This is a genomic window from Nannocystis pusilla (assembly GCF_026626665.1).
GTDB classification, from domain to species: Bacteria; Myxococcota_A; Polyangia; order Nannocystales; family Nannocystaceae; genus Nannocystis; species Nannocystis pusilla.
In genome coordinates this window covers 352,553-373,192 of sequence record NZ_JAPNKE010000002.1, presented here as the reverse complement: position 1 = coordinate 373,192, position 20,640 = coordinate 352,553, and the positions used below count along the sequence as shown (strand labels likewise).

General features: G+C 71.9%; 16 protein-coding genes and 1 pseudogene. 6 read left to right on the top strand and 11 right to left on the bottom strand.

What is annotated here, in order from left to right:
- Positions 1–32 precede the first annotated feature (32 nt).
- A complete protein-coding gene (locus OV079_RS01835; RefSeq protein ID WP_267765865.1) occupies positions 33–920 on the bottom strand; it encodes a hypothetical protein in 888 nt (295 codons plus the stop codon).
- Between the two features lie 835 nt (positions 921–1,755).
- On the opposite strand from OV079_RS01835, the gene OV079_RS01830 reads away from it, so the two are divergent.
- Positions 1,756–3,663, top strand: a complete 1,908-nt coding sequence (locus OV079_RS01830) for a DUF4215 domain-containing protein (RefSeq protein ID WP_267765864.1) — start codon at positions 1,756–1,758, stop codon at positions 3,661–3,663.
- A gap of 259 nt (positions 3,664–3,922) precedes the next feature.
- Positions 3,923–4,612 carry a hypothetical protein gene (locus tag OV079_RS01825; RefSeq protein ID WP_267765863.1) on the top strand — a complete coding sequence of 230 codons (690 nt, stop codon included), beginning with the start codon at positions 3,923–3,925 and terminating at the stop codon, positions 4,610–4,612.
- A 291-nt stretch (positions 4,613–4,903) separates the two neighbouring features.
- On the opposite strand, the gene OV079_RS01820 is transcribed toward OV079_RS01825, so the two are convergent.
- The 5 genes from OV079_RS01820 to OV079_RS01800 form a co-directional block, all read right to left on the bottom strand.
- The gene (locus OV079_RS01820) at positions 4,904–5,989 is read right to left on the bottom strand and encodes an outer membrane beta-barrel protein (RefSeq protein WP_267778435.1); all 1,086 of its coding nucleotides are present in this window, start codon (positions 5,987–5,989) and stop codon (positions 4,904–4,906) included.
- Between the two features lie 197 nt (positions 5,990–6,186).
- On the bottom strand, positions 6,187–7,203 hold the full coding sequence (gene glnII / locus OV079_RS01815) for a glutamine synthetase GlnII (protein ID WP_267765862.1): 1,017 nt from the start codon (positions 7,201–7,203) through the stop codon (positions 6,187–6,189).
- Positions 7,200–9,251, bottom strand: coding sequence for a glutaminase A (gene glsA / locus OV079_RS01810; protein ID WP_267765861.1), 2,052 nt, complete (start codon positions 9,249–9,251; stop codon positions 7,200–7,202). The genes glnII and glsA overlap by 4 nt, the downstream gene beginning before the upstream one ends.
- A 30-nt stretch (positions 9,252–9,281) precedes the next feature.
- Entirely contained in the window at positions 9,282–9,614 is a 333-nt protein-coding gene (locus OV079_RS01805) for a P-II family nitrogen regulator (RefSeq protein WP_267765860.1), read from the bottom strand.
- Between the two features lie 18 nt (positions 9,615–9,632).
- On the bottom strand, positions 9,633–10,940 hold the full coding sequence (locus OV079_RS01800; RefSeq protein ID WP_267765859.1) for an ammonium transporter: 1,308 nt from the start codon (positions 10,938–10,940) through the stop codon (positions 9,633–9,635).
- Between the two features lie 293 nt (positions 10,941–11,233).
- Between OV079_RS01800 and OV079_RS01795 the strand changes: the two genes are divergently transcribed.
- A complete protein-coding gene (locus OV079_RS01795) occupies positions 11,234–13,000 on the top strand; it encodes a sensor histidine kinase (protein WP_267765858.1) in 1,767 nt (588 codons plus the stop codon).
- 15 nt (positions 13,001–13,015) lie between these two features.
- Positions 13,016–13,687: a response regulator transcription factor gene (locus OV079_RS01790; RefSeq protein WP_267765857.1), complete on the top strand. Its 672-nt coding sequence runs from the start codon at positions 13,016–13,018 to the stop codon at positions 13,685–13,687.
- Positions 13,688–13,920: 233 nt separating this feature from the next.
- Here OV079_RS01790 and OV079_RS01785 read toward each other — a convergent pair whose 3' ends face one another.
- Together OV079_RS01785 and OV079_RS57095 are read right to left on the bottom strand one after the other, a co-directional pair.
- Positions 13,921–14,523 carry a LysR family transcriptional regulator substrate-binding protein gene (locus tag OV079_RS01785; RefSeq protein WP_267765856.1) on the bottom strand — a complete coding sequence of 201 codons (603 nt, stop codon included), beginning with the start codon at positions 14,521–14,523 and terminating at the stop codon, positions 13,921–13,923.
- Positions 14,524–14,660: 137 nt separating this feature from the next.
- Positions 14,661–14,798 (bottom strand): annotated as a pseudogene (locus OV079_RS57095) (helix-turn-helix domain-containing protein); the annotation flags it as partial.
- A 90-nt stretch (positions 14,799–14,888) separates the two neighbouring features.
- Here OV079_RS57095 and OV079_RS01780 point away from each other — a divergent pair.
- Both OV079_RS01780 and OV079_RS01775 read left to right on the top strand, forming a co-directional pair.
- A complete protein-coding gene (locus OV079_RS01780; protein WP_267765855.1) occupies positions 14,889–15,386 on the top strand; it encodes a hypothetical protein in 498 nt (165 codons plus the stop codon).
- Positions 15,387–15,723: 337 nt separating this feature from the next.
- A complete protein-coding gene (locus OV079_RS01775) occupies positions 15,724–17,040 on the top strand; it encodes a hypothetical protein (protein ID WP_267765854.1) in 1,317 nt (438 codons plus the stop codon).
- Positions 17,041–17,255: 215 nt separating this feature from the next.
- Here OV079_RS01775 and OV079_RS01770 read toward each other — a convergent pair whose 3' ends face one another.
- From OV079_RS01770 to OV079_RS01760, 3 genes are all read right to left on the bottom strand, one after another.
- A complete protein-coding gene (locus OV079_RS01770; RefSeq protein ID WP_267765853.1) occupies positions 17,256–17,960 on the bottom strand; it encodes a ferritin-like domain-containing protein in 705 nt (234 codons plus the stop codon).
- Positions 17,961–17,986: 26 nt separating this feature from the next.
- Positions 17,987–19,090 (bottom strand): WD40/YVTN/BNR-like repeat-containing protein, encoded by a 1,104-nt coding sequence (locus OV079_RS01765; RefSeq protein ID WP_267765852.1) that lies wholly within the window; start codon positions 19,088–19,090, stop codon positions 17,987–17,989.
- A gap of 157 nt (positions 19,091–19,247) precedes the next feature.
- The gene (locus OV079_RS01760; protein ID WP_267765851.1) at positions 19,248–20,570 is read right to left on the bottom strand and encodes a hypothetical protein; all 1,323 of its coding nucleotides are present in this window, start codon (positions 20,568–20,570) and stop codon (positions 19,248–19,250) included.
- Positions 20,571–20,640: the final 70 nt, after the last annotated feature.

The following is a 20,640-nucleotide window of genomic DNA, read 5'->3' as shown; positions in this document are numbered from 1 at the left end:
CGTCGGAGATTCCCGAAGCCGCCGCCGGACCGCTACGGGTCGATGATCGTGACAGGCGTCCAGGCGAGGCCCCAGCCGTAGTCCGGGTCGACCAGGGAGTCGGCGTTGGTGAAGTTGCTCAGCCTGCCACGGTAGCGCGCGCCGCCGGGGTGGTAGGCGTAGAAGGTGTAGGCGTCGCTCTGCGAGTTCGGGGCGGCGTCCAGGAAGTGGGTCTCGACGGTGCTCCACACGCCGCTCTGCAGCTTCTGGATGGTCAGCCACTTGTCGTCGACGTCCTCGCTGCCCATGTGGTCGGCGACGCAGCCGCCGATCCACGTCTTGGTGTTGGGGCTCGAACCCGGCCCGAAGGTGATCGGTGCCTCCAGGTACTCCTGCACGTAGTGCTGGGCCGCGTCGTATTGGCTGACCGGGTTCAGGTCGTTGTGCCACGAGCTCACCCACTGGGTGTGCGTACAGTAGCCGGCGATCGGGTGCGAGCCCTCCTCGCTGAGGTCCTCGGGCGAGAAGACGACCCGCGGGTCGGCCCGCAGCGGCCGCGCCGGCAGCTTCGACACCTGCTCGTGGTGCAGCGTCAGGCGGGTGATGGCGCCCGGGTCGTCGCCGTGGGCGGCGAGGTAGATCTCGAGCGGCGTCGGGTCGTCGGCCTGGACCGCCAGCAACCCCGAGCGCTGACGGGCGCTGCGGGCCTCCACCACGGCGACGCCGTCTCCGAGATCGATGAAGGTGAGGGTCGCGCCGTCGTCGCCGTCGAGGGTGGCGATCACCTCGCCGATCACCCCGTCCGACTCCGGCGCCTCGTCGGCGTCGAGCACCACCAGCGGGTGGACGTCCGGCGCGGCGGTGTCACACGCCGACAGGAACGGCAGCGCGCTCAGGGTCATCACATTCACGGTCCGCGAGAGCAGCTTGGGCATGATCATGATTCGTCTCGTATCTCCACAGACGCCGTCGCCTCAGCGGCCCGTCCGCGAGCGCGACGACGACGCGTCGTTCGACTCGCGGCCCCTCGAGCAACGGACATGCCCCGAAATTGTCGAGGAGTTGCGAGCGGCGGCCGCTCGACGGGCCGCGTGTGCCCCATGGGGCCCCATGAGGCACCCCAGGGCCGAGACCCGTTCCGGCATGCTCGCAAAGCGTGGCCGTCCCCGACGTCGTCCGCGCGCGAGCCCGACGCGGGTCTTCCGCCCCGGCACCCGCACCAGCGGCGCGCCCGACGCCGGCAGCACTGCCTGCGCGCCCCTGGCGAGTCTGGCGATGGCGCCACAGCGCGCCGCGCGCTCCGCTGCGCACCGCGAATGCCCGAAAGGACATGCTCGATGGGACATACATCAGCGCCGTCTCCGCGAGGCGCGGTCCTGCCATTGCGCGCGCGACGCGGTGATGAACGCGATCCCGTTCGCCGATCTCGACCGGATCTCCGGGCTCGATCGCCCCTTCACGCCGGCATCCCCGCAGCGACGCCTCGATCGCCGAATGCCTGCACTCGAGGGATTGCGAAAAGCGCGCCGCAGGTCGCCGATGCAGAAGGCTCCGCCCTGCCCTCCCCTGCACTCGCGAGTCCTGCGTTTGACCGAGCGCGAATGTCGGGCGGCGCCCGCCCCGCCGCCGCGATCGATGCAATCCGGAGAGATGCGCATACACCTCGATGCAGGCTGACGATGCGTCGCCGACCGCATTTGCGAGCGACGCCGCCCCACGCAGCACAGGCCGTGAATCGAGTACGATGCCGGCCGGGAGAGACCGATGAAAAGACGATTGTGGAGCCGAGCGGGGCTGATGGCCGCGGTGCTGGCCGCGGCGTGCGGGGACGACAGCGCGACCTCGAGTGCGACGAATGCATCGACCACCGAGGCGGCGACGGAGGCGGCGACGACCACCGGCGCGCCGGCGACGACGGAGGCGACGATCACCACCGGCACGCCGACCACCGGCGCGTCCGCGACCGGGACGACCACCGGCGAGCCGACCACCGGCGAGCCGACCACCGGCGCGGTCGCGGAGTGCGGCGACGGCAAGGTCGACCCGGGCGAGGAGTGCGACGACGGCCGCGGCAACGGCATCGACCAGGCCTGCACCGACGAGTGCAAGCAGGCCACCTGCGGCGACGGCCTCGTCGGCCCCGGCGAGGCGTGCGACAACGGGGCCGACAACGCCGACATGAACGCCTGCAAGGCCGACTGCAGCGCCAACGTGTGCGGCGACGGGGCCGTCGGCCCGGGCGAGGGCTGCGACGACGGCAACCAGACCGACGACGACGAGTGTACCAACGCCTGCAAGCTGGCCAGCTGCGGCGACGGCGTGGTCGCGCCGACCGAGCAGTGCGACGACGGCAACCAGGACGACACCGACGCCTGCACGAACAACTGCACCAACGCCAGCTGCGGCGACGGCTTTTTGCAGGCGGTCGCCGGCGAGGAGTGCGACGCCGGCGCGAGCAACGGCGTCAACGCCGACTGCACCGACGCCTGCAAGGCCGCGGTGTGCGGCGACGGCAAGGTCCACGACACCGGCGCCGGCACCGAGCAGTGCGACGAGGGCCCGAACAACCTGCCCAACAGCACCTGCAACCCGAGCTGCCAGCTCAACGTCTGCGGCGACGGCGACAAGGGCCCGATGGAGGGCTGCGACGACGGCAACGCGATGGGCGGCGACGGCTGCAGCGCCAGCTGCCAGACCGAGGGCTGCGGCAACGCGGTCGTCGACGAGGGCGAGGTCTGCGACGACGGCCAGAACGGCGACCAGGACGACGGCTGCACCGACCTGTGCGCCCTCCCGGCCTGCGGCGACGGCTTCGAACAGCCGGGCAGCGGCGAGGCCTGCGACCTCGGCAACGGCAACAGCAACAACGGCGCCTGCACCCTCGCCTGCGAGGACGCCGTCTGCGGCGACGACTTCATCCTCGTCGGCGTCGAGCAGTGCGACGACGGCCCGCTCAACGGCAACGACAAGGCGTGCAAGGCCGACTGCACCACCCAGAAGTGCGGCGACGGCTTCGTCGGTCCCAACGAGACCTGCGACGACGGCAACATGAACAACAACGACGCCTGCACCAACGTGTGCAAGGCCGCGACCTGCGGCGACGGCTTCGTCCAGCCCGGCGAGCAGTGCGACGACGGGGCCAACAACAGCAACACCGGCGCCTGCACCAACGTTTGCAAGACCGCCGTCTGCGGCGACGGCTTCGTCCAGGCCGGCGTCGAGCAGTGCGACGACGCCAACACCAGCAACACCGACGCCTGCACCAACGCCTGCAAGACCGCCGCCTGCGGCGACGGCTTCGTCCAGGCCGGCGAGCAGTGCGACGACGGCAACCTCGCCAACAACGACGGCTGCTCCTCCACCTGCAAGAGCGAGGTCTCGGCCCAGCAGTGCCAGACCGGCACCGACCCGTTCACCAACGCCCCGTGGGTGGTGTGCGAGGCCAACGCCAACAGCGCGTGGATCTCGGCCAACAACACCGGCACCTACACGCCGCTCGTGATCTGCCAGCAGCTCGGCTACTCGCAGGTCGGCCAGTACGGCGGCACCTGCGGCAACGTCTGCGGCTACTGCCAGGGCGCGACGACGTGCAGCAGCCCCGGCACCAAGACGTTCGACATGGCGGGCAAGAGCTGCGGCGCCGACAAGCTGTGCTTCACGGTCATGTGGACCTGCCTGAAGTGACCTCTTGGATAAGTGTTCTTGAGGACATGTCCTGAAGACCACTGATCGGAGCCGCGGGCGCGGCGGGCCGGGGGCCACCGCGTCCGCCGTGATCCGCGGGCCCGACTCGCACACCCCTCGGCGTCGAAGCGAGCACGCAGGCCCGTCCGCTCGCTCGCTCGTGGCGGCCCCGCCACGTCGGCGCGCAGCCGGCCGGCTCGCGCATTCCCGTGCGTCGCGGCTCCACAGCTGCTCCACACCGGTGCGTCAGCCTGATGTCATGCGCACCCCCGCCCTCCTCTTCTTCCTCGCCACGCACCTCGCCTGCAACACTCCCGAAGACCCTCCCGCCGAGACCCTGCGCGGCGCTCGCTACTGCGAGATCTTCCTCGGCACCGCCGACCTCGCCGCCGGCACCGTGGCCGTCGACGTCTACAACACCCAGCAGCTGAACGACTGCCCCGAGGACGCCTGGGCCGCCCTCGACGTCGCCGCGCTGGAGGCCGAGCTCGCGGTCGACGCGGTGATCCTCAACGGCCCGCGCTACTGGACCATCGACGCCTTCGACCGGGCCAGCCTCCTCGATCCGGAGATCCGCAGCTTCGGCGGCATCGACATGCGCAAGGTCGGCGCCCTCACCTTGACCCTCGCCGACGTCGCCGGCGGCGGCAAGCCTTACACCCCGCGGACCGTCGCGCGCGAGACCGTGTGGCGGCTTTACGCCGGCAAGCCGGTCTACGAGCTCGTCGACGCCGATGGCGCGGTCCACGTCATGCAGTCGTACAGCGACCAGAAATTCGACCAGGACGAGGCCGCGCTCGCCGAGCTCGGCGACGTGCTCGCGCCGCCCGCCGGCTGGAGCTTCCGCGTCCGCGTGCCGACCGAGGACCTCCTGGTCGAGGCGGTCGACGGCCTCGCAGTCGTCGTCCAGGACGACCGCGCCAACACCTACCAGCGCGCGCAGCCGTGAGCCGCGACCTCCGCCGGCCCCCGTCGCACGACCACGAGCCCGCGCCCGCGCCGAACCTGTCCCCTGCGCCAGGTGCTTGTGCGGCGTCGGCCGCAGCGTCCGGCCCTCGAAGCGGTAGAGCGTCCCGCCCACCCGGCCGGCTGCTTGACCTGGTTGTGCAGGCTGACGACGCGTCGCCCACCGCATCCACGAGCGACGCGACCACGCGAAGCCCGGACCGGCGAATCGAGGACGATGCCCGCCGGGAGAGACGATGAAACGACGATCGAGGCGCGAGCTGCCGCCGTCTTTTCAGCGCCGCGACGGCGCGAGGCTGCGCTCGATGCTCGCGACGAAGCCGAAGATCAGGCTGTGCTGCTGCGCCGCGAGGCCCTTCGCGCCGTCGGTAGTCGCATCACCGCGGTAGAAGAACCCGCCGTCGCCGAGCGCGCGGTCGTAGCGGTATTCCACGCGGAGCAGCAAGGCGTCGAGGAGGTGGAAGTCATTGGTATAAGTCCCGGCGACGAGCCAGCGATCCAGCACCGGCCCGCCGAACATGCGGCCGCGGTGGTCCCAGAAGAACTCGGGGCGGGCCGCCATGCTCCAGCGGGCGCGGCGGCCCAGCACGTGCCAGCGCAGCGACACCATCGCGTTGGCCCACGCCGCGACCGGCTGTCCTTCGAGCCAGGTCAGCCGCTCCCGCCCGTAGTCGCCGACCACCGCGACCGCCCAGCGCTCGCGCGTGAACACGACCTGGCTGTCGATCAGCATCCGCCACGCCGAGAGGCGGAGGTCGCCGTCTTCGGGCCCGGCGTACACGTTCTGGACCAGCGTCAAGTCCCGCCCGGGTTTGACGACGAGGTTGACGAGCCCGCTCGGGGCCCGGTTGGCGTCGGCGAGCGTGCCGTAGCCGTTGACCAGCCACAGGTTCACGCCGGCGCGCGCCCCGAGCGGCAGATACGCCCGCAGGCCCGTGAGGACGAAGGGCACCGACGAATAGCCCCAGGTGATCGAGGCGTGCCAGTTGTCCTTGGTCCAGAAGCTGCCGAAGTGGGTCGGCGCGGGCATCAGCCCTGCCGCGATCTCGACGCCCGAGCGGAGCCGGACCCCACCCCACGCGCGGCCGATGTGCTTCCAGGTCTCGGGGCCGGAGTATCGGCCGCTGTCGCCGCCGGGCACCGGATCGGCGGCGTACACCGCGTCCGCCGCGGCCCCTGCCTGGAGCGCCACCTCGAACATCCACGGCGACGCGACGGGGTCCTTGCGCACGTAGCCGACGAGCAGGTTCGGGCTGAACTCCCGGTCCTCGCGGTCACCGGGGTGCCGCGAAAGACGTGGTTGGCGGGGAAGTTGCTGTTCACCACGTACTGCGTGTCGACGAAACCGCCGACCACCCACCCCGACGGCCGGAGCGGCGGCCGTGCCGGCCCCAGCGCCTTCGGAGCCGCAGGGGCCGCTCGCGCGCCCTCCGCCGCCGGCGACCACGGCCCGAGAGCCGGGAGCGAGGCGAGCGTCGCCACCAGGGCGTTCATCCCTATCCACATACCCCACCCCCTCGTACGGACGCACTCTCAAAGTAATGTCGGGACCGCCGATCAGCCGGCCCTGGACGCCGCGGCGCCGCACACGGTCTCGACGATCATGCGGGTGACGACATACGGATCGCTGTTGGCGTTCGGGCGCCGGTCTTCGATGTAGCCCCGCTTGTCGCGCGCGACCTGCCAGGGGATCCGGATCGACGCGCCGCGGTCGGACACCCCGAACGAGAAGGTGTCCCAGCGCTGGGTCTCGTGGCGCCCGGTGAGCCGGTCCTCGATCCCGTGGCCGTAGTTGGCGACGTGCTCCGCCGCCCGCTCGCGCAGCGCCTCACAGGCGGCGATGCAGGCGTCGTAGGACTCGCGCATCGCCTTGGTCGAATAGTTGGTGTGACAGCCGGCGCCGTTCCAGTCGCCGCGGGCGGGCTTCGGGTCGAAGGTGGCGTCGCAGCGGAACTGCTCGGCGATCCGGCACAGCAGCCAGCGCGCGAGGATCAAATGATCGGAGACATCGAGCGGGCTCAGGGGGCCGACCTGGAACTCCCATTGCCCGGGCATCACCTCCGCGTTGATCCCCGAGACCCCGAGCCCCGCCGCGAGGCAGGCCGACAGGTGCGCCTCGACGATCTCGCGCCCGAACACCTGGCTGCCGCCGACGCCGCAGTAATAGGGCCCCTGCGGCGCAGGGTAGCCATTGGCCGGGAAGGCGAGCGGTGTGCCGTCGGGCTTGAGGAAGGTGTACTCCTGCTCGAGCCCGAACAGGCTCTCGTGCGCGGCGTACGTCTCGGCCGGCCCGCGCAGCAGCGCCCGGGTATTGGTCGGGTGGGGCGTCATGTCGGTCATGAACACCTCGCACAGCACCAGCTTGTGGTCGCCGCCGCGGATCGGGTCCGGGACCACGCACACCGGCTGCAGGACGCAGTCCGACGAATGGCCGGCCGCCTGGTTGGTCGACGAGCCGTCGAAGCCCCAGACCGGCGGCTCCTCGCCGGCCGCGAGGATCTTCGTCTTCGATCGCATCAACGCCGTCGGCCTGGTGCCGTCGAGCCAGATGTATTCAGCCTTGTAATTACTCATCGTCCGAGCTCCTTGTTCTTGTGGCCGCGACAGCGGCCGCGTTCACTGGTTCGACGTCGACTCGCGGTCGATCGCCGGGGCCTGCAGAGGCGCTGCCGCCGGAATTCGCGCGCAGCGAGGCAATGGCGCTCGAGCAGCGCGACCACCTCGTCCCGGCGGTGACGGACGGCGTCGTCGAGCGGCGTGCCGCCCCAGCGGTCCTTCGGGCTCACGCGCACGCCCTGGTCGAGCAGCAACTTGACGACGGCCGCGTGCCCCTCGGCGGCCGCGAGGTGCAGCGGCGTCCGCCGGTCGTAGTCGGCGCCGTCGAGGTCGACGCCGCGGGCGATCAGGCGCTGGATCGCCTTGACCTCGCCGAGCGCGGCCGCCCAGATGAGCTCATTGGTCAGCCCCGATTCGCTGTGCTCCGCCATCTCGGCGGCGTCGCTCGGCGGGCTGAATTGCGCCCCCGAGCGCACGCCGCCGTGCGCCTCGAGCAACGCGATCACGGCCTCGTGGCCCTGCATGTAGGCGTCGTCGAGCGGCGTCGTGCCCCAGCGGTCGCGGGGGTTCACGTCGGTCCCGCGGCCGACGAACCACTCGACGATCGCCACCTGGCCCTCGGCCGCCGCCAGGTGCAGCGGCGTGCGCAGGTCATAGTCGGCGCGGTCGATCCCGGTACCGCGGACCACGAGCCGCTGGATCGCCCCCAGGTCGCCCTTGCTCGCGGCCCAGATCAGCTCGTTGACGCTCTCCGCTCGCGCCTGCACCCGGCTGATCCGCGGGTCCTTCTTCTCGGTGTGGCCGGTGAGCGTGTCGTAGTGGAAATTGAAGGTGGCGACCAGGCGGCGACAGAATTCGATCCCGCGCACGCTGTTGCCCAGCTTGTCGAGCCGCGGCGACCACGTGCAGATCCCCATCACGTTCGGGACCACGATCATCAGCGCTCCCGCGACCCCGCTCTTGGCCGGCAGGCCGATCGTGAACGCGAACTCGCCGGAATAGTCGTACATCCCGCACGAATACATGAGGGACAGGCAGTGCTGCACCGTCTTGGTCTCGAACACCCGTTCGCCGCTGATCGGGCAGATCCCGCCGTTGGCCAGGGTCGCGGCGACTGCCGCCATCTGCTCCGCGTGGACCTCGATCGAGCAGCACTGGAAGTAGAACTCGAGCGTCTCCAGCAGGTCAGTGCTGGTCGGGAACGCCTGCTTCTCGCGCATGAAGTAGCCGAGGGCGAAGTTGCGGTCGGCGGTCGTGCGCTCGGACAGGTACACCGAATTGTTGAACTTGACCCGGGTCCCGCCGCCGAGGCGCCGCCAGGTGTCCATCACCAGGTCGAAGCGGTCGGCGACGTTGACCTCGCCCTCGCGCTTGAGCAGGGAGCAGCACATGATCGCCCCGGCGTTGATCATCGGGTTGTGCGGCCGGCCGTCGTGGTTCAGCGTCAGCTCGTTGAAGCCGCGTCCGCTCGGCTCGCGCCCCACGTGGCGGTGGACGATGTGCTCGCCGTGCAGCTGCAGGGCGAGCGAGTAGTTGATCGGCTTGCAGGTCGACTGCACGCTGAAGTCGACCTTCGAGTCGCCGAGCGACAACCGCTGGCCGTCGACCGTACACAGCGACACCGCGAACTGGTCGGGATTCACCCGGGCGAGCTGCGGGATGTACGAGGCGACCTGCCCCTCGCCGTTCGGCAGGGTCGATTCGTAGATGTCTGTGATATCGCGGCAGAACTCGTCGAAGTCTCGGATCACCATGTTGCCCTGGAGGGCGCGCTCCGCCAGCAGGATGCTGGGGCGGATGATCTCGCAGAACGTCCGGTAGTCGAGTCGGTCGTCGGGGCCGATCCCCGCGAGGAGCTTGCGCGTCTCCTTGAAGCGGTAGTCGTCGAGCGAGAGGCCCTCGCGGGCGATCGCCTCCTCGAGGTCGCGCCGGTAGATGTAGCTCTTGTTCTCGCTGTCGAGCGAGGTCAAGAGCCGATGCTCGCGGGCATCTCGCTCCTCGCCGCGCTCGTCGCGGCCGTGTCGGAGCTTGTGGCCGTTCGTGCCGCTCGTGTGGGTGCTGTTCATGCTCATACCGTCACTCCAAAAGCAGTGGCCCTACAGGGCGTCGATGCCGCGCTCGCCGGTGCAGACCCGGACGACCTCCTCGAGCGGCACGACGAACAGCTTGGCGTCGCCGTGCTCGTCGCGCACGTTCTCGAGGATGGTGCGAATCACCCGCTCGACCTCGGTCGACGGGACCACGAGCTCGACGCGGATCTTCGGCGTGAGGTCGGGGACGAACTCGACGCCCCGGTACAGCTCGGCGTCGCGCAGCCGGCCGTGGCCGGTGACCCGCGAGACCGTCATGTGCGCCACCTGGACGCCGAGGAGTCCCTCGCGGACCTCGTCGAGCCGCTCGTTGGCGATGATCGCAACTATCATCTTCATGGTCGCCCCGATTCGTCGTCAGTTCGGGTTGAGGAACCCGTAGCCGTGCTCGCCGTGCATGCTGTGATCGATGCCCGCGCGCTCCTGCTCGGCGCTCGCGCGGAGGCCGATCGTGCGATCGACCAGGACCAGCAGCGCCAGCGTCCCCACCGCCGAGACGCTGACGCTCAGCAGGACGCTCTTGAGCTGGTACCACAGCTGGATCGCCAGGCCGTGCTCGGGGAGGTCGCGGAGGAAGAACGTCAGGCCGAGCGCCCCGACGATCCCCGCCATGCCGTGGATCCCGAACACGTCGAGGGTGTCGTCGTAGCCGAGCCGCGCCTTGAGCAGGATCGCCAGGTAGCACGTCAGCGAGGCGAGCGCCCCGAGCAGCAGCGCGCCGGTCGGCAGCACGTCGCCGGCCGCCGGCGTGATCGCCACCAGGCCGGCCAAGATCCCCGACACCATGCCGAGGCTCGTCGCCTTCCGGTGGAGCACCTGCTCGATCACCATCCACGCCAGCGCGCCGCTCGCCGCCGCGATCTGCGTGACCGTCAGCGCCTGCGCGGTCTTGAGGCCGCTCGACACCGACGAGCCGGCGTTGAAGCCGAACCACCCCACCCATAACAGTCCCGCCCCGACCAACGTGAGCACCATGTTGTTCGGGTGCATCGCGGTCCGCGGGTAGCCGCGGCGCGCTCCCAGGTAGAATGCACACACCAGCGCCGCGGTCCCGGCCGAGATGTGGATCACCGTGCCCCCGGCGAAGTCGATCGCCTCGCCGTAGAGGAAGCCTCCGCCCCAGACGATGTGCGCGAGCGGGTTGTAGATCAGCAAGCTCCACAGGGCGATGAACAGGCAGTAGCCGCGGAACGAGACCCGCTCGGCGAAGGCGCCGGCGATCAGCGCCGGCGTGATGATCGCGAACTTGCCCTGGAACATCGCGTACACGTACTCCGGGATCGCGTGTTCGCGCATGATCGCGGTGTCGATGCCCGACAGCATGAACTTGTCCCAATCCCACCCGACCACCCCGCCGATGGTGGTCCCGAACGCCATCGCATAGCCGCAGACGGTCCACAGGACACCGATGATCGCCATCGCCATGAACGAGTGGAGCATCGTCCCCAGCACGTTCTTGGTCCGCACGAGGCCGCCGTAGAACATCGCCAGGCCGGGCACCATCAGCAGGACGAGCGCCGTCGAGGTCAACATCCACGCCGTCGTCCCGGTGTCGAGCGCGACCGGCTCGCCGGCGCGGGCGAGCCCGGGCGCGAGCGCGATGGCAGCGGCGACGACCGCGGCTGCGCCGCGCGAGGCGCTTCGTTGTTTCGCTCCTGTCATCATTGCTGTCTCCTGCAGCCCCCACGAGCGCTCGACACCGAGCCGGGGGCCGCGTCGCCATGGCGGCGGTGCCCCCGCACTGCCCGGTGGGCGCCGTTCGTCGGCCGCGACGGCCCTGTGTCTGCGCGGGCCTGGGGGCTTGTGCGGCGGGTCTCACCGCATTCGCCGTCGAGTCGGAGCTCGGCGGATCGGCGGTCGTCGCTCCCAATGAACACCTTGGACGAACCCTCGGGCGCGGCGACTGAGGGAATGACTCAATCCGCGGGGGAGCATACCGCTGCTAGTTTGATGGGCGTATGGCGACTTCCTCCTCCGGAGCGCGCCGAGGTGCGCAGTCCTCGAGGGGCGGGGCATCGACGCAGAGGGACACCGTCCTGGCCCTGCTCCTCCGCGAGGAGTCGCTGACGCGGCGGCTCGGACACGGCTACGTCCTGGCGCTGGCGATCGTCGCGTTGCTCTGCCTCGCGGGCCTCGTGCTGATCCACGGCGTCGTCCACCGGCACGTGGCCGACGCGACGCTCATCAACCTCGCGGGTCGCCAGCGCATGCTGAGTCAGAAGGTCAGCAAGCTGGCCCTCGAGATCGATCGAGCCCACGCGTCCGGCTCGCCGGGCGAGGTCGCGTCCGCGGGCGTCGAGCTCGCGACCGCCCTCGACGAGTGGCAAAAGGCCCACGCGATCCTGCGCGACCGCCCGAACGCGCGCTTGCCCGGGCGAAACAGCGGCGTGGTGGTCCCCCTCGTCGAGGCGGCCGAGGTCCATCTCCTCGCCATCGCCGAGGCCGGCGCGCGCCTCGAACGCGCGGCGGTCGACGGCGCCTCGCGCCCCGCCGTCGCCGCGGCAGTCGCGACCATCTTCGCGCAAGAGCCCGAGTTCCTGGCGACGATGGAGGCGATCGTCGAGACCCACGAGCGCGAGTCGCTCGCCGGCGTCCGGCTGATCCGCGACATCGAGAGCTTCCTCGTCGCCGCTTCCATCCTCACCCTCCTCCTCGAGGCCCTGCTGATCTTCCGGCCGGCGCTCCGCCTGCTGTCCCAGACCCAACACCGCCTCCGCACCGCCCTCGTCGCCCTCGCCACGAGCGAGCGCTCGAAGTCCGCGCTGCTCGAGGCGGTCCCGGACGTGGTCCTCCAGCTCGATCGCCGGCGGGTCTGTCGGCTCGTCCACGTGCCCGCGAACAGCGACCTGCCGGCGCTCGACGGACCGGTCGAGGACCGCTCGCTCGACACCGTCCTGCCACCTGCCGCGGCCCGCGAGATCGAGGCCGCGATCGCCCGCGCCCGCGAGTGCGAGCTGCCGCAGCGCTTCGAGCTCGCGCTGCCGGGCCGCGACGGCGAGCGGCGCCACGAGGCCCGGATCGCCCTCGCCGGCCTCGACGACGTGCTCGTGCTCGTCCGCGACGTCACCGAGCAGCGGGCCCTCGAGCGCGAGGTGGTCGCCGCCGTCGGCGACGAGCGGCGCCGGCTCGGGCGCGACCTGCACGACGGCCTTTGTCAGCACCTCGCCGGCCTCTCGCTCCTCGTCGGCTCGCTGGCCCACCGCGCCGGTTCCGAGGGCCTGGGCCCGATCGACGCAGCGGCGCTCGAGCAGGTCGGCGAGCTGATCGACCGCGCCCTCCGCGAGAGCAAGCAGATCGCCCGCGCGCTCCACCCGATCGCGCTCGAAGCCGGCGGCATCGCCGGCGCGCTCGACGATCTCGCCCGCTCGATCGAGGCGCTCTACCGCGTCCGTTGCGACGCGGAGGTCGACCTCGGCGACATGCAGCCGTCGATGCCGACCGCGACCGAGCTGTTCCGGATCGCCCAGGAGGCCGCGAGCAACGCGGCCCGCCACAGCGGCGCGACGCAGATCCGGCTCCGCCTGGTCGGCGACGGCGGCCACCTCCTCCTGACGATCGCCGACGACGGCGTCGGGATGGCGCGTGGACCCGCGGACCCGCGGGCCAGCGGGATGGGCCTACGGATCATGCAGCACCGCGCCAATGTGCTCGGTGCGCGGCTACGCATCGACGCCAACGCGGCCGGCGGCACCACCGTCTGCTGCGAGCTGTCGGTCGGCGCCTGACACGAGACAGCAGCGATGACGACGACGAACTCGACCCAACGGATCTTTCTCATCGACGATCACCCGGTGTTCCGCCACGGCCTCCGGCAATTGCTCGAGGCCGAGAGCGGCCTCGCGGTCTGCGGCGAGGCCGAGGACGCCCCGGGCGCCCTCGCGTCGCTGCAGGCCGGCGACCTCCCCGACCTCGCGCTGGTCGACGTGTCGTTGCCCAGCAGCGGCGGCATCGACCTCGTGCGGCGCCTGCGGGTGCTTCACCCGCAGCTCCGCTGCCTGGTGGTGTCGATGCACGACGAGCACCTCTACGCCGAACGGGCCGTCCGCGCCGGCGCGGTCGGCTACATCACCAAGGCGCTCAAGCCGAAGGCGATGGTCGCGGAGATCCGCAAGGCGCTGCGCGGCGAGCTGGCTCTCAGCGAGGGCGCGGCGACCATGCTGCTCCGATCGGCGTACGGCGGCGAGCGCCGGGAGTCGCGCTACGCCAACCTCAGCGACCGCGAGCTCGAGGTCTTCGAGCTGATCGGCCGTGGAATGAAGGCCGGCGCGATCAGCGAGGCGCTGTGCATCAGCACGAAGACGGTCGAACGTCACCAGGCCGGCATCAAGCAGAAGCTCGGCGTGGCGCACACCAGCGAGCTGCGGCGGATCGCGGCGATCTGGCTCAGCGAGAGCAGCGCCCTGACACCGTAGGCCGAGGGGACCACCGGCCGGTCGACGGCGTCTCGGAGATTGCCGATGTCCTTGTCCACAAGGAGGTCGAGATAGTTGCTGAACGGCGAGCGGACCGACCGAGGTCGCCCGCGCCCTCATTACGATGCGCCTGTCCCCACGGACATCCCTTCGACCTGCCCTTCGAGACATCAAAGCGCACCCGGGCGGTACGCGGCGCGGACCCGCTTCACGTGGCCTCACGCGCCCCGGCTTCAAGCCCGCGCCCGCGCCGAACCTGTCCCCTGCGCCAGGTGCTTGCGCACGTGGGCCTCGAGCGCCGCCACCTCCGCGATCGGCGGCGCCCGCTTGCGTTTGATCAAATGCACCTGAAGCCGCGGCAGATCGACCACCGGCACCGCGACCGTGCCCGGCGGCGTCGGGATGTACGCGTTGACCACCGTGAGGCCGAGGCCGAGCGAGGCGTAGTGCGTCATCAGCTCCCAGCCGTCGACCTCGACCGCCACGTGCAGATCGCCGCCGAGCGCCGCCGCCAGCGTCGCCCGGTGCGTGCGGCCCGGCGGCGGCAGGATCAGCGGCCGCCCGGCCAGCGCCCGCGCGCGGATGTGCCTGCGCTGCGCCAGCGGGTCGTGCTCCGGCACGATCGCCACCTGCCCGACCTCGAGCACGCGCGTGCCGTCGAGCTCCGGGTCGGCCTCGAGCAGCGACGTGAGCCCGAGGTGGGCCCGCCCGCTGCGGACCGCCTCGACCGTCGCCGGGCGGTCCTCCGTGCGCAGCGACAGCGGCCCTGACCACCCGCGCAGCGCCCTGGCCAGCACGTACAGCTGCAGCGCCCGGCCGGCGCTGACCACCGGCACCGTCGCCACCTTGCCGGCCGCGCGCGCGCGAAGCGGTCGACCGCGCCCTGCACCTCGCGCGCCAGCACCTCGACCTCCTGCCCGCGCGGCGTCAGCCGCAGCGCCCGGCCCTCGAAGCGGTAGAGCGGCCCCGCCCACCCGGCCAGCTGCTTGACCTGGGTGTGCAGCGCCGGCTGCGACAGGTGCAGGCGCGCCGCCGCGGCCGTGAAGCCGCCGGTCTCGACCACGGCGAGGAAGGCGCGGAGCCAGTCGAGGCGGACCTGCGACGTATCCATTTCTTGAATATATCATCCAAAACGAATCGTGTACATGGATGCTACGGCGATGCACTCTCGGGGCGTACCAAGCAAGGAGAGATTTATTTTATGCATCGCATCGGCATCGATATCGGCCGCGTCATCATCGGCCCGGTGGTAAACGGGCGCGCGGACACCAGCTTCCTCGGCTCCGGCCACGAGGAGGCCATGCGCACCCCGCCGGCCCCCGGCGCCTTCGCCGGCGTGGCCGAGCTGGTCGCGCGCACCGGCGGCAACGCCTGGCTGGTGTCCAAGTGCGGCCCCGGCGTGCAGGCCAAGACGCGCGCCTGGCTGGCCCACCACCGCTTCTGGGAAGAGACCGGCATGGACCCGTCCCACCTGCGCTTCTGCCTCGCGCGCCCCGACAAGGCCGTCCACGCGCGCAAGCTCCGGCTCACCGTCATGATCGACGATCGCCTCGACGTGCTCGAGCACCTGCGCGGGCTCGTCGAGCACAAGCTGCTGTTCGGCGAGCAGAAGCGACCCGCCCCGCCGTGGACCACGCCGGTCCTCGACTGGGCCGCCGTGCACGAGTGGGCCGCCCGTCAGTGGCCCTCCGCGGCCTGACGCCCCGACGACCCGCGCCGCGCCCCCCAGGGCCTCACACACGCTCGCGGACGAGCGACCACGAGACCCGTGCGTCGCCCGGCCGCGAGGCCCCGCCCTCGCGCTCGCGCTCGCGTTCACGACTCCCCGCTCGCGGCCGCGCGACCCCACGCGTCGCGCGGCCGCGAGGTCTTGCGCTCGCGCTTGCGGGGTCGATTCACCGCGCGCTCGCGGCTGCGCGACCACGAGACCCGTGCGTCGCCCGGCCGCGAGGCGCCGCGCTCGCGCCGAAGGGCGAGCCGTAAAATTTCCCCCTCGTGACGGAAGCCGTCGCGGACGGGCACGAGCCGCGTCGGAGGTGTTTCTCTTGCCTTACACCACGCCCCCCGCGCTCCTCGGCGTATCCGCGCTCGCCCTGTCCGCCTGCATCCCCTCGATCGTCGTGGGCGACAGCCCGCAGGACGAGACGACGGCCAGCTCGTCCACCACTCCAGGCTCGACCACCGCGCCGGACCTCCCGACCGGCGACCCGACCGACGGCGCCACCGCGACCGACGGCACCACCGACGAGCCGGCCCCCGGCGTGTGCGGCGACGGAGTCGTCAACGCCGGCGAGGCCTGCGACGACGGCGACGACGAACCCAACGACGGCTGCGACGCCGCCTGCACCCGCAGCGGCGAAGTCGTGTGGACCGTCGAGCGCGACGGCGAGATCTTCGGCTTCGCCATGGCCGCCGACGGCACGATCTACGTCAGCGGCCACGACCCCGTGTCCTTCCTCGCCGCCTTCGCCCCCGATGGCAGCGAGCAGTGGCATATCGACGCAGCAGGCTCCGGCCCGCTGGTCGTCGACGCCGCCGGCCAGATCTACCTGCTGTCCAAGTTCTCCGGCGTCCTCGCGTTTGCCCCCGATTCTACCGCGTTGTGGCACGTGGGCCCCGACGGCGAGTCGACCCCGAACCCGCCGGTGGGCATCGACGTCGGCGACGACGCGCTCTACATCGCCAACTACGAGCCCGGCGCGCAGGAGCGAGTCGTCGTGCGCCGCCTCGAAAAGGGCACCGGCGCGATCGTGTGGGAGGCGCTGACGCCCGAGGGCGAGGACGTCGACGCCCAAGATCTCGCGCTCGTCGGCGAGCGCATCTTCGTCGTCGGCAAGACCTGGAACGACGTCGACGGTGTGCGGCCGATGCTCGCCACGTTCGACACCGCCGGCGCCCTGCTCGGACTCGAGCTCGACGACCCGATCGACTCGCGACTCTGGAACGCGCTCGACGGCCTGGGCAACGGCGACCTCGTGCTCGCCGGGGGGAGCGCGGACGTCGGGCTCATCGTCCGGCGCCTCCACCCCGACCAGAGCGAACAGTGGTCCAACGCGACCGGCGGCGTCCCGAACATCTGGACCCAGCGGGTGATCGCCGGCCCCGGCGACCGGATCGCCGCCATCGGCAGCGACATCGGCAAGGACGGCGTCGGCGCAGTCAACCTCCACGCCGGCGACGGCGCCCTGCTGTGGTCGTCGAAGTTCTCCAGCCCCGAGGAGGGCGTGAACGAAGACCCGATCGGCGTCGGCTTCGGCCCCGACTTCCTCGTCGCCGGCGGCAGCATCTGGACCCAGCATGAGGACCAAAACATCACCACGACCTGGTGGCTCCGCGGCTTCGCCCTCGACTGAGCGCGCCTGCCGACCCGCACCGTCACGAGTCGCTCGTTGCGAACGCCAGCGAATCCCTCGAGACCGTGGCGAGCCGTCCTGCGGCGCGCCCCGGTGAATCACTCCGAGGGGCACCGTGCCCCACGAGCGACCCCGTGGCTCGAGGGCACCCGTGACGAGCCATCCTCTGGACGGACGCGTGCCCTCCCTGCATCCTCGTCTCCGAAGGCCACCCCTCAAACGCGCGCCTGCGGCTCCGCCGATGCGCGGTCCGCCTCGCGCCGCCCCAGCAGCCGCCGCGCCGACGGAAGAATCACCGCCCGCAACGTCGTCGCCGCCAGCTCGCGGCGCTCTGCCGCGCCGAGCCGGCCGCGAGCCGGATCTGCGACCGCCTCGGCGTCGATCCGCGGCGCTCTCAGCCCCGCCACTGCCGCCGTCACCGCCGCCCGCACGGGCGCCCCGCCGCGCTCCAGCGCCCACGCCAGCGCGCGCCAGGCAAGCGCCGCGTGGCGCTGCTCGTCGGCCGCGATCGTCCGCAGCACCCGCGCCACCGCCGGATCGGCGCAACCTGCCACCGCGTAGCCGGCCTCGACCGCCGCGATCGTCTCGCCGACGCAGCCCTCGATCAGCGTCGACACCGCCAGCTGCGACATGTCCGAAGAGACAGCCATCGCCGGCGTCACCGGCAGCGCGTCCGGCCCGAGCGGCCGCCCCGCGTAGGTCGACGCCAGCCCGAAGCACAGCCGCGCGTGCTCGATCTCGTCGGCGATCGCCGCCTGCGCCGCCGACACCAGCGCCGGCGGGGCCCCGCACGCCAGCAGCTCCACGATCCAGCGCGCGAACGCGGCCACCGACGCGTGCTCGAGCGCCGCATCACGGCCCCACGCGGCAGCCAGGCGCTCGCGCCTGCCTTCGTCGAGCCCCGTCGTCGTCGCCGCCACCGCCTCGCACCAGTCCTCGCGCCCGGTCAGCGCGGCCGCCCGCGCCGTCCCCTCGACGATGAACGGCCGGCCGACCCCGTCCTCGAAGCAGCCCCCTGCTCCTCGACGAACACCTCCGCGATCAGCCCGTCGTCGCCGACCAGCAGCTCGTGGCCGCCCCGCGACAGCGCCCGCGGCGTCGACGGCAGCGCGACCGACGGCGCCAGCGGCGAGTCCTCCGGCCACGGCCCCACCCGGTCGTCGGCGAACAGCGCCACCCTGCCGATGGTATCGACCAGCCCGACGTCGATCGCCGGCGCCGACGGCACGACTGTCTTGAAGGCCAGGTCCTCCCCCTCGACCACCACCTCGCCCGCCTCCGTGGCCGCGAACACCCGATCCTGCTCGAGCACCAGCCGCCGCAGATCGGCCGTCGTCCCGCTGTCGAGCTTCGTCCACGTCGCCCCCGCGTCGGTGCTGGCGATCGCCAGCCCGCCGTCACCCACCGCCACGATCCGCGTCCACCCGGCCTCGACCGCGCGGAACGACCCCGACAGCTCGGGCGCCAGCGCCACCGGCACCCACGTCGCCCCCGCGTCGTCCGAGCGCAAGAGCACCCCGTCGCCGACGATCACCCCCATGAATTGCCGCACCTCCCCGGGCAGCCGCACCGTCGCCAGCATCGCCGCCCGCAGGTCCGCCGTGGTCCCGAGGTCGATCGCGGTCCACGTCTTGCCGCCGTCGACGCTGCGCAGCGCCGCCCCGCCGTCCCCGACCGCCAATGCCACCGGATCGGCGCACGGCTGCAGCTCCGGGCACTCGGTCGCGCCCATCGCCACCGCCCGCAGCGTCCCGCTCGCCGGCTGCTCGACCGGCTCGAACACCGCGCTGCCGAGCGGCGCCAGCAGCCGCCCTTCGGCCGTGAGCGCCACCGAGAACTTCGCCGAAGTCCCCGCCACCGCGACCAGGTCGACCGCCTCCGCGGTCATCAACGACGACGCGCGCAGGTTGTACTCCCACTCCGAGTTGCACCCCTGCTCGCTCGTCACCCCGTCGCCGTCGGAGCCGTCGCCCGCGACCTTCACGGAGCACGCGAGCGTGACGGCCTGGAGCACCGCCAACACAGCAGCACGCAAATCAAGCGAGTTCATGCCACCTACGATACCACCCGCGCATCCCCCCAGCAATCGCCGGTGTCGACGCGAGCCCCACGGCCTCACCGCGACATCGATGTCATGGCAAAGCGACCCCGGGCCTGCGCGGGCGAGCGCGACCGCCGAACGCGACGTCGCCCCGCCCTCACGCAGCTCAGGCCAGCAGCGCCGCCGCCTCGTCGAGCGCCCGCACGCTCGCCACGACCGCCCCGTCGCCGCCGATCCAGCGGAGAAACTCCGCCAGGTCGTACGAGTGATGCAACCGCGGCAACGACCACGCGCGCGGATCGGTGGCCGCTCGCCACATCGCCGCCGCGAACACGCCCGCCGCCTCGGCCGGCGCGACCACTTCGCGCGCCGCCCACAGCTCGTCGAACCATAGCCCCTCGCGCAGCCCCACCGGCGTCATCGCCTGCTCGACGGCCAGCCGCGCGATCGACCGCGCCTCGGGCTCCATCGCCCGCTGCGCCGCCAGCAGCAGCAACATCTCGATCTGCTCGCGCCCGCTCGTCCGCTCGCGCACCCGCGAGGCCCACAGCGCCACCGGCCCCGTCGCGTGCCAGCTGTCCACCAGCACCTGCAGCGCCGCGCTGCGCAGCTCGACCTCGCCCACCCTGCACGCGCGGTCGAGGCAGCCGCGCAGCAGCGCCTCCGACGGCAGGTGCCCCGGCGGCTCCAGCACCTGCGTCAGGCCGACGATGAAGCGCAGGAACAGCGAATCATCGGACCACGTGTCGCCCGCGGGCAGCGACCACGCCTCGCCGAGCGCCACGCGATGCCCGAAGATCTGCCCGTGCGCGTCGGCCCGGACCACCGCGTCGGCGATCGCCGGCAACAGCCGCTCGGCCTCGTCGACGCGGCCGAGCGCGGCGAGCCGCACGAACAGACAGGCGCGCGCGTGGCTCAGCTGGTGCCGCCAATCGGCGGTGGCCATTCGCTCGCTCACCGCGATCGCGCGGCGCAGCTGCGCCTCGTCCATCCACGGCGCGAGGCGTGCGAACGGCCCGGGGTCGTTGCCCGGATCGATCGGCGCCAGGGCGATCGCGGCGAACGCCTCGATGGCCCGATCGACGACCGCCGCCCGTCCTTCCGGCGCCGACGCCTCGGCCAGCTCGGACAGCCGCCAGGCGAAGAACGGATCGCCCGGATCGATCGACCCCGCCTCCTCGTCCGCGTACGCCGCGTCGTCGGCCTCGACCGCATCACCCGCGAGCCGGCGCCGCAGCTCGACCGCGTACGGCCCGGGTCGATGCGGCCTCCGCTCGCGCATCCACTGGATCACCAGCACGCCCCGCAGCATGCGCCCCACCGCCGCGGCCGCCATCGACTCGTCCGCCAGCCACGCCGCGCGCGCGGCCGCGACGTCGCGGCGAAACCACCCGGCGATCGCCGCCGCCAGCTCGTCGCGCTCCGGTCGCTGGCAGAGGCCTCGCCACTGCTCGCGCAACGCTACCAGTTCGTCCGCGTCGCCAGTCACGCTCGGCACCATCGTCGATCGCCCGCCCCGGCCGCGCAAGCGTCAGCGATCGACCGCGCACGAGAACACG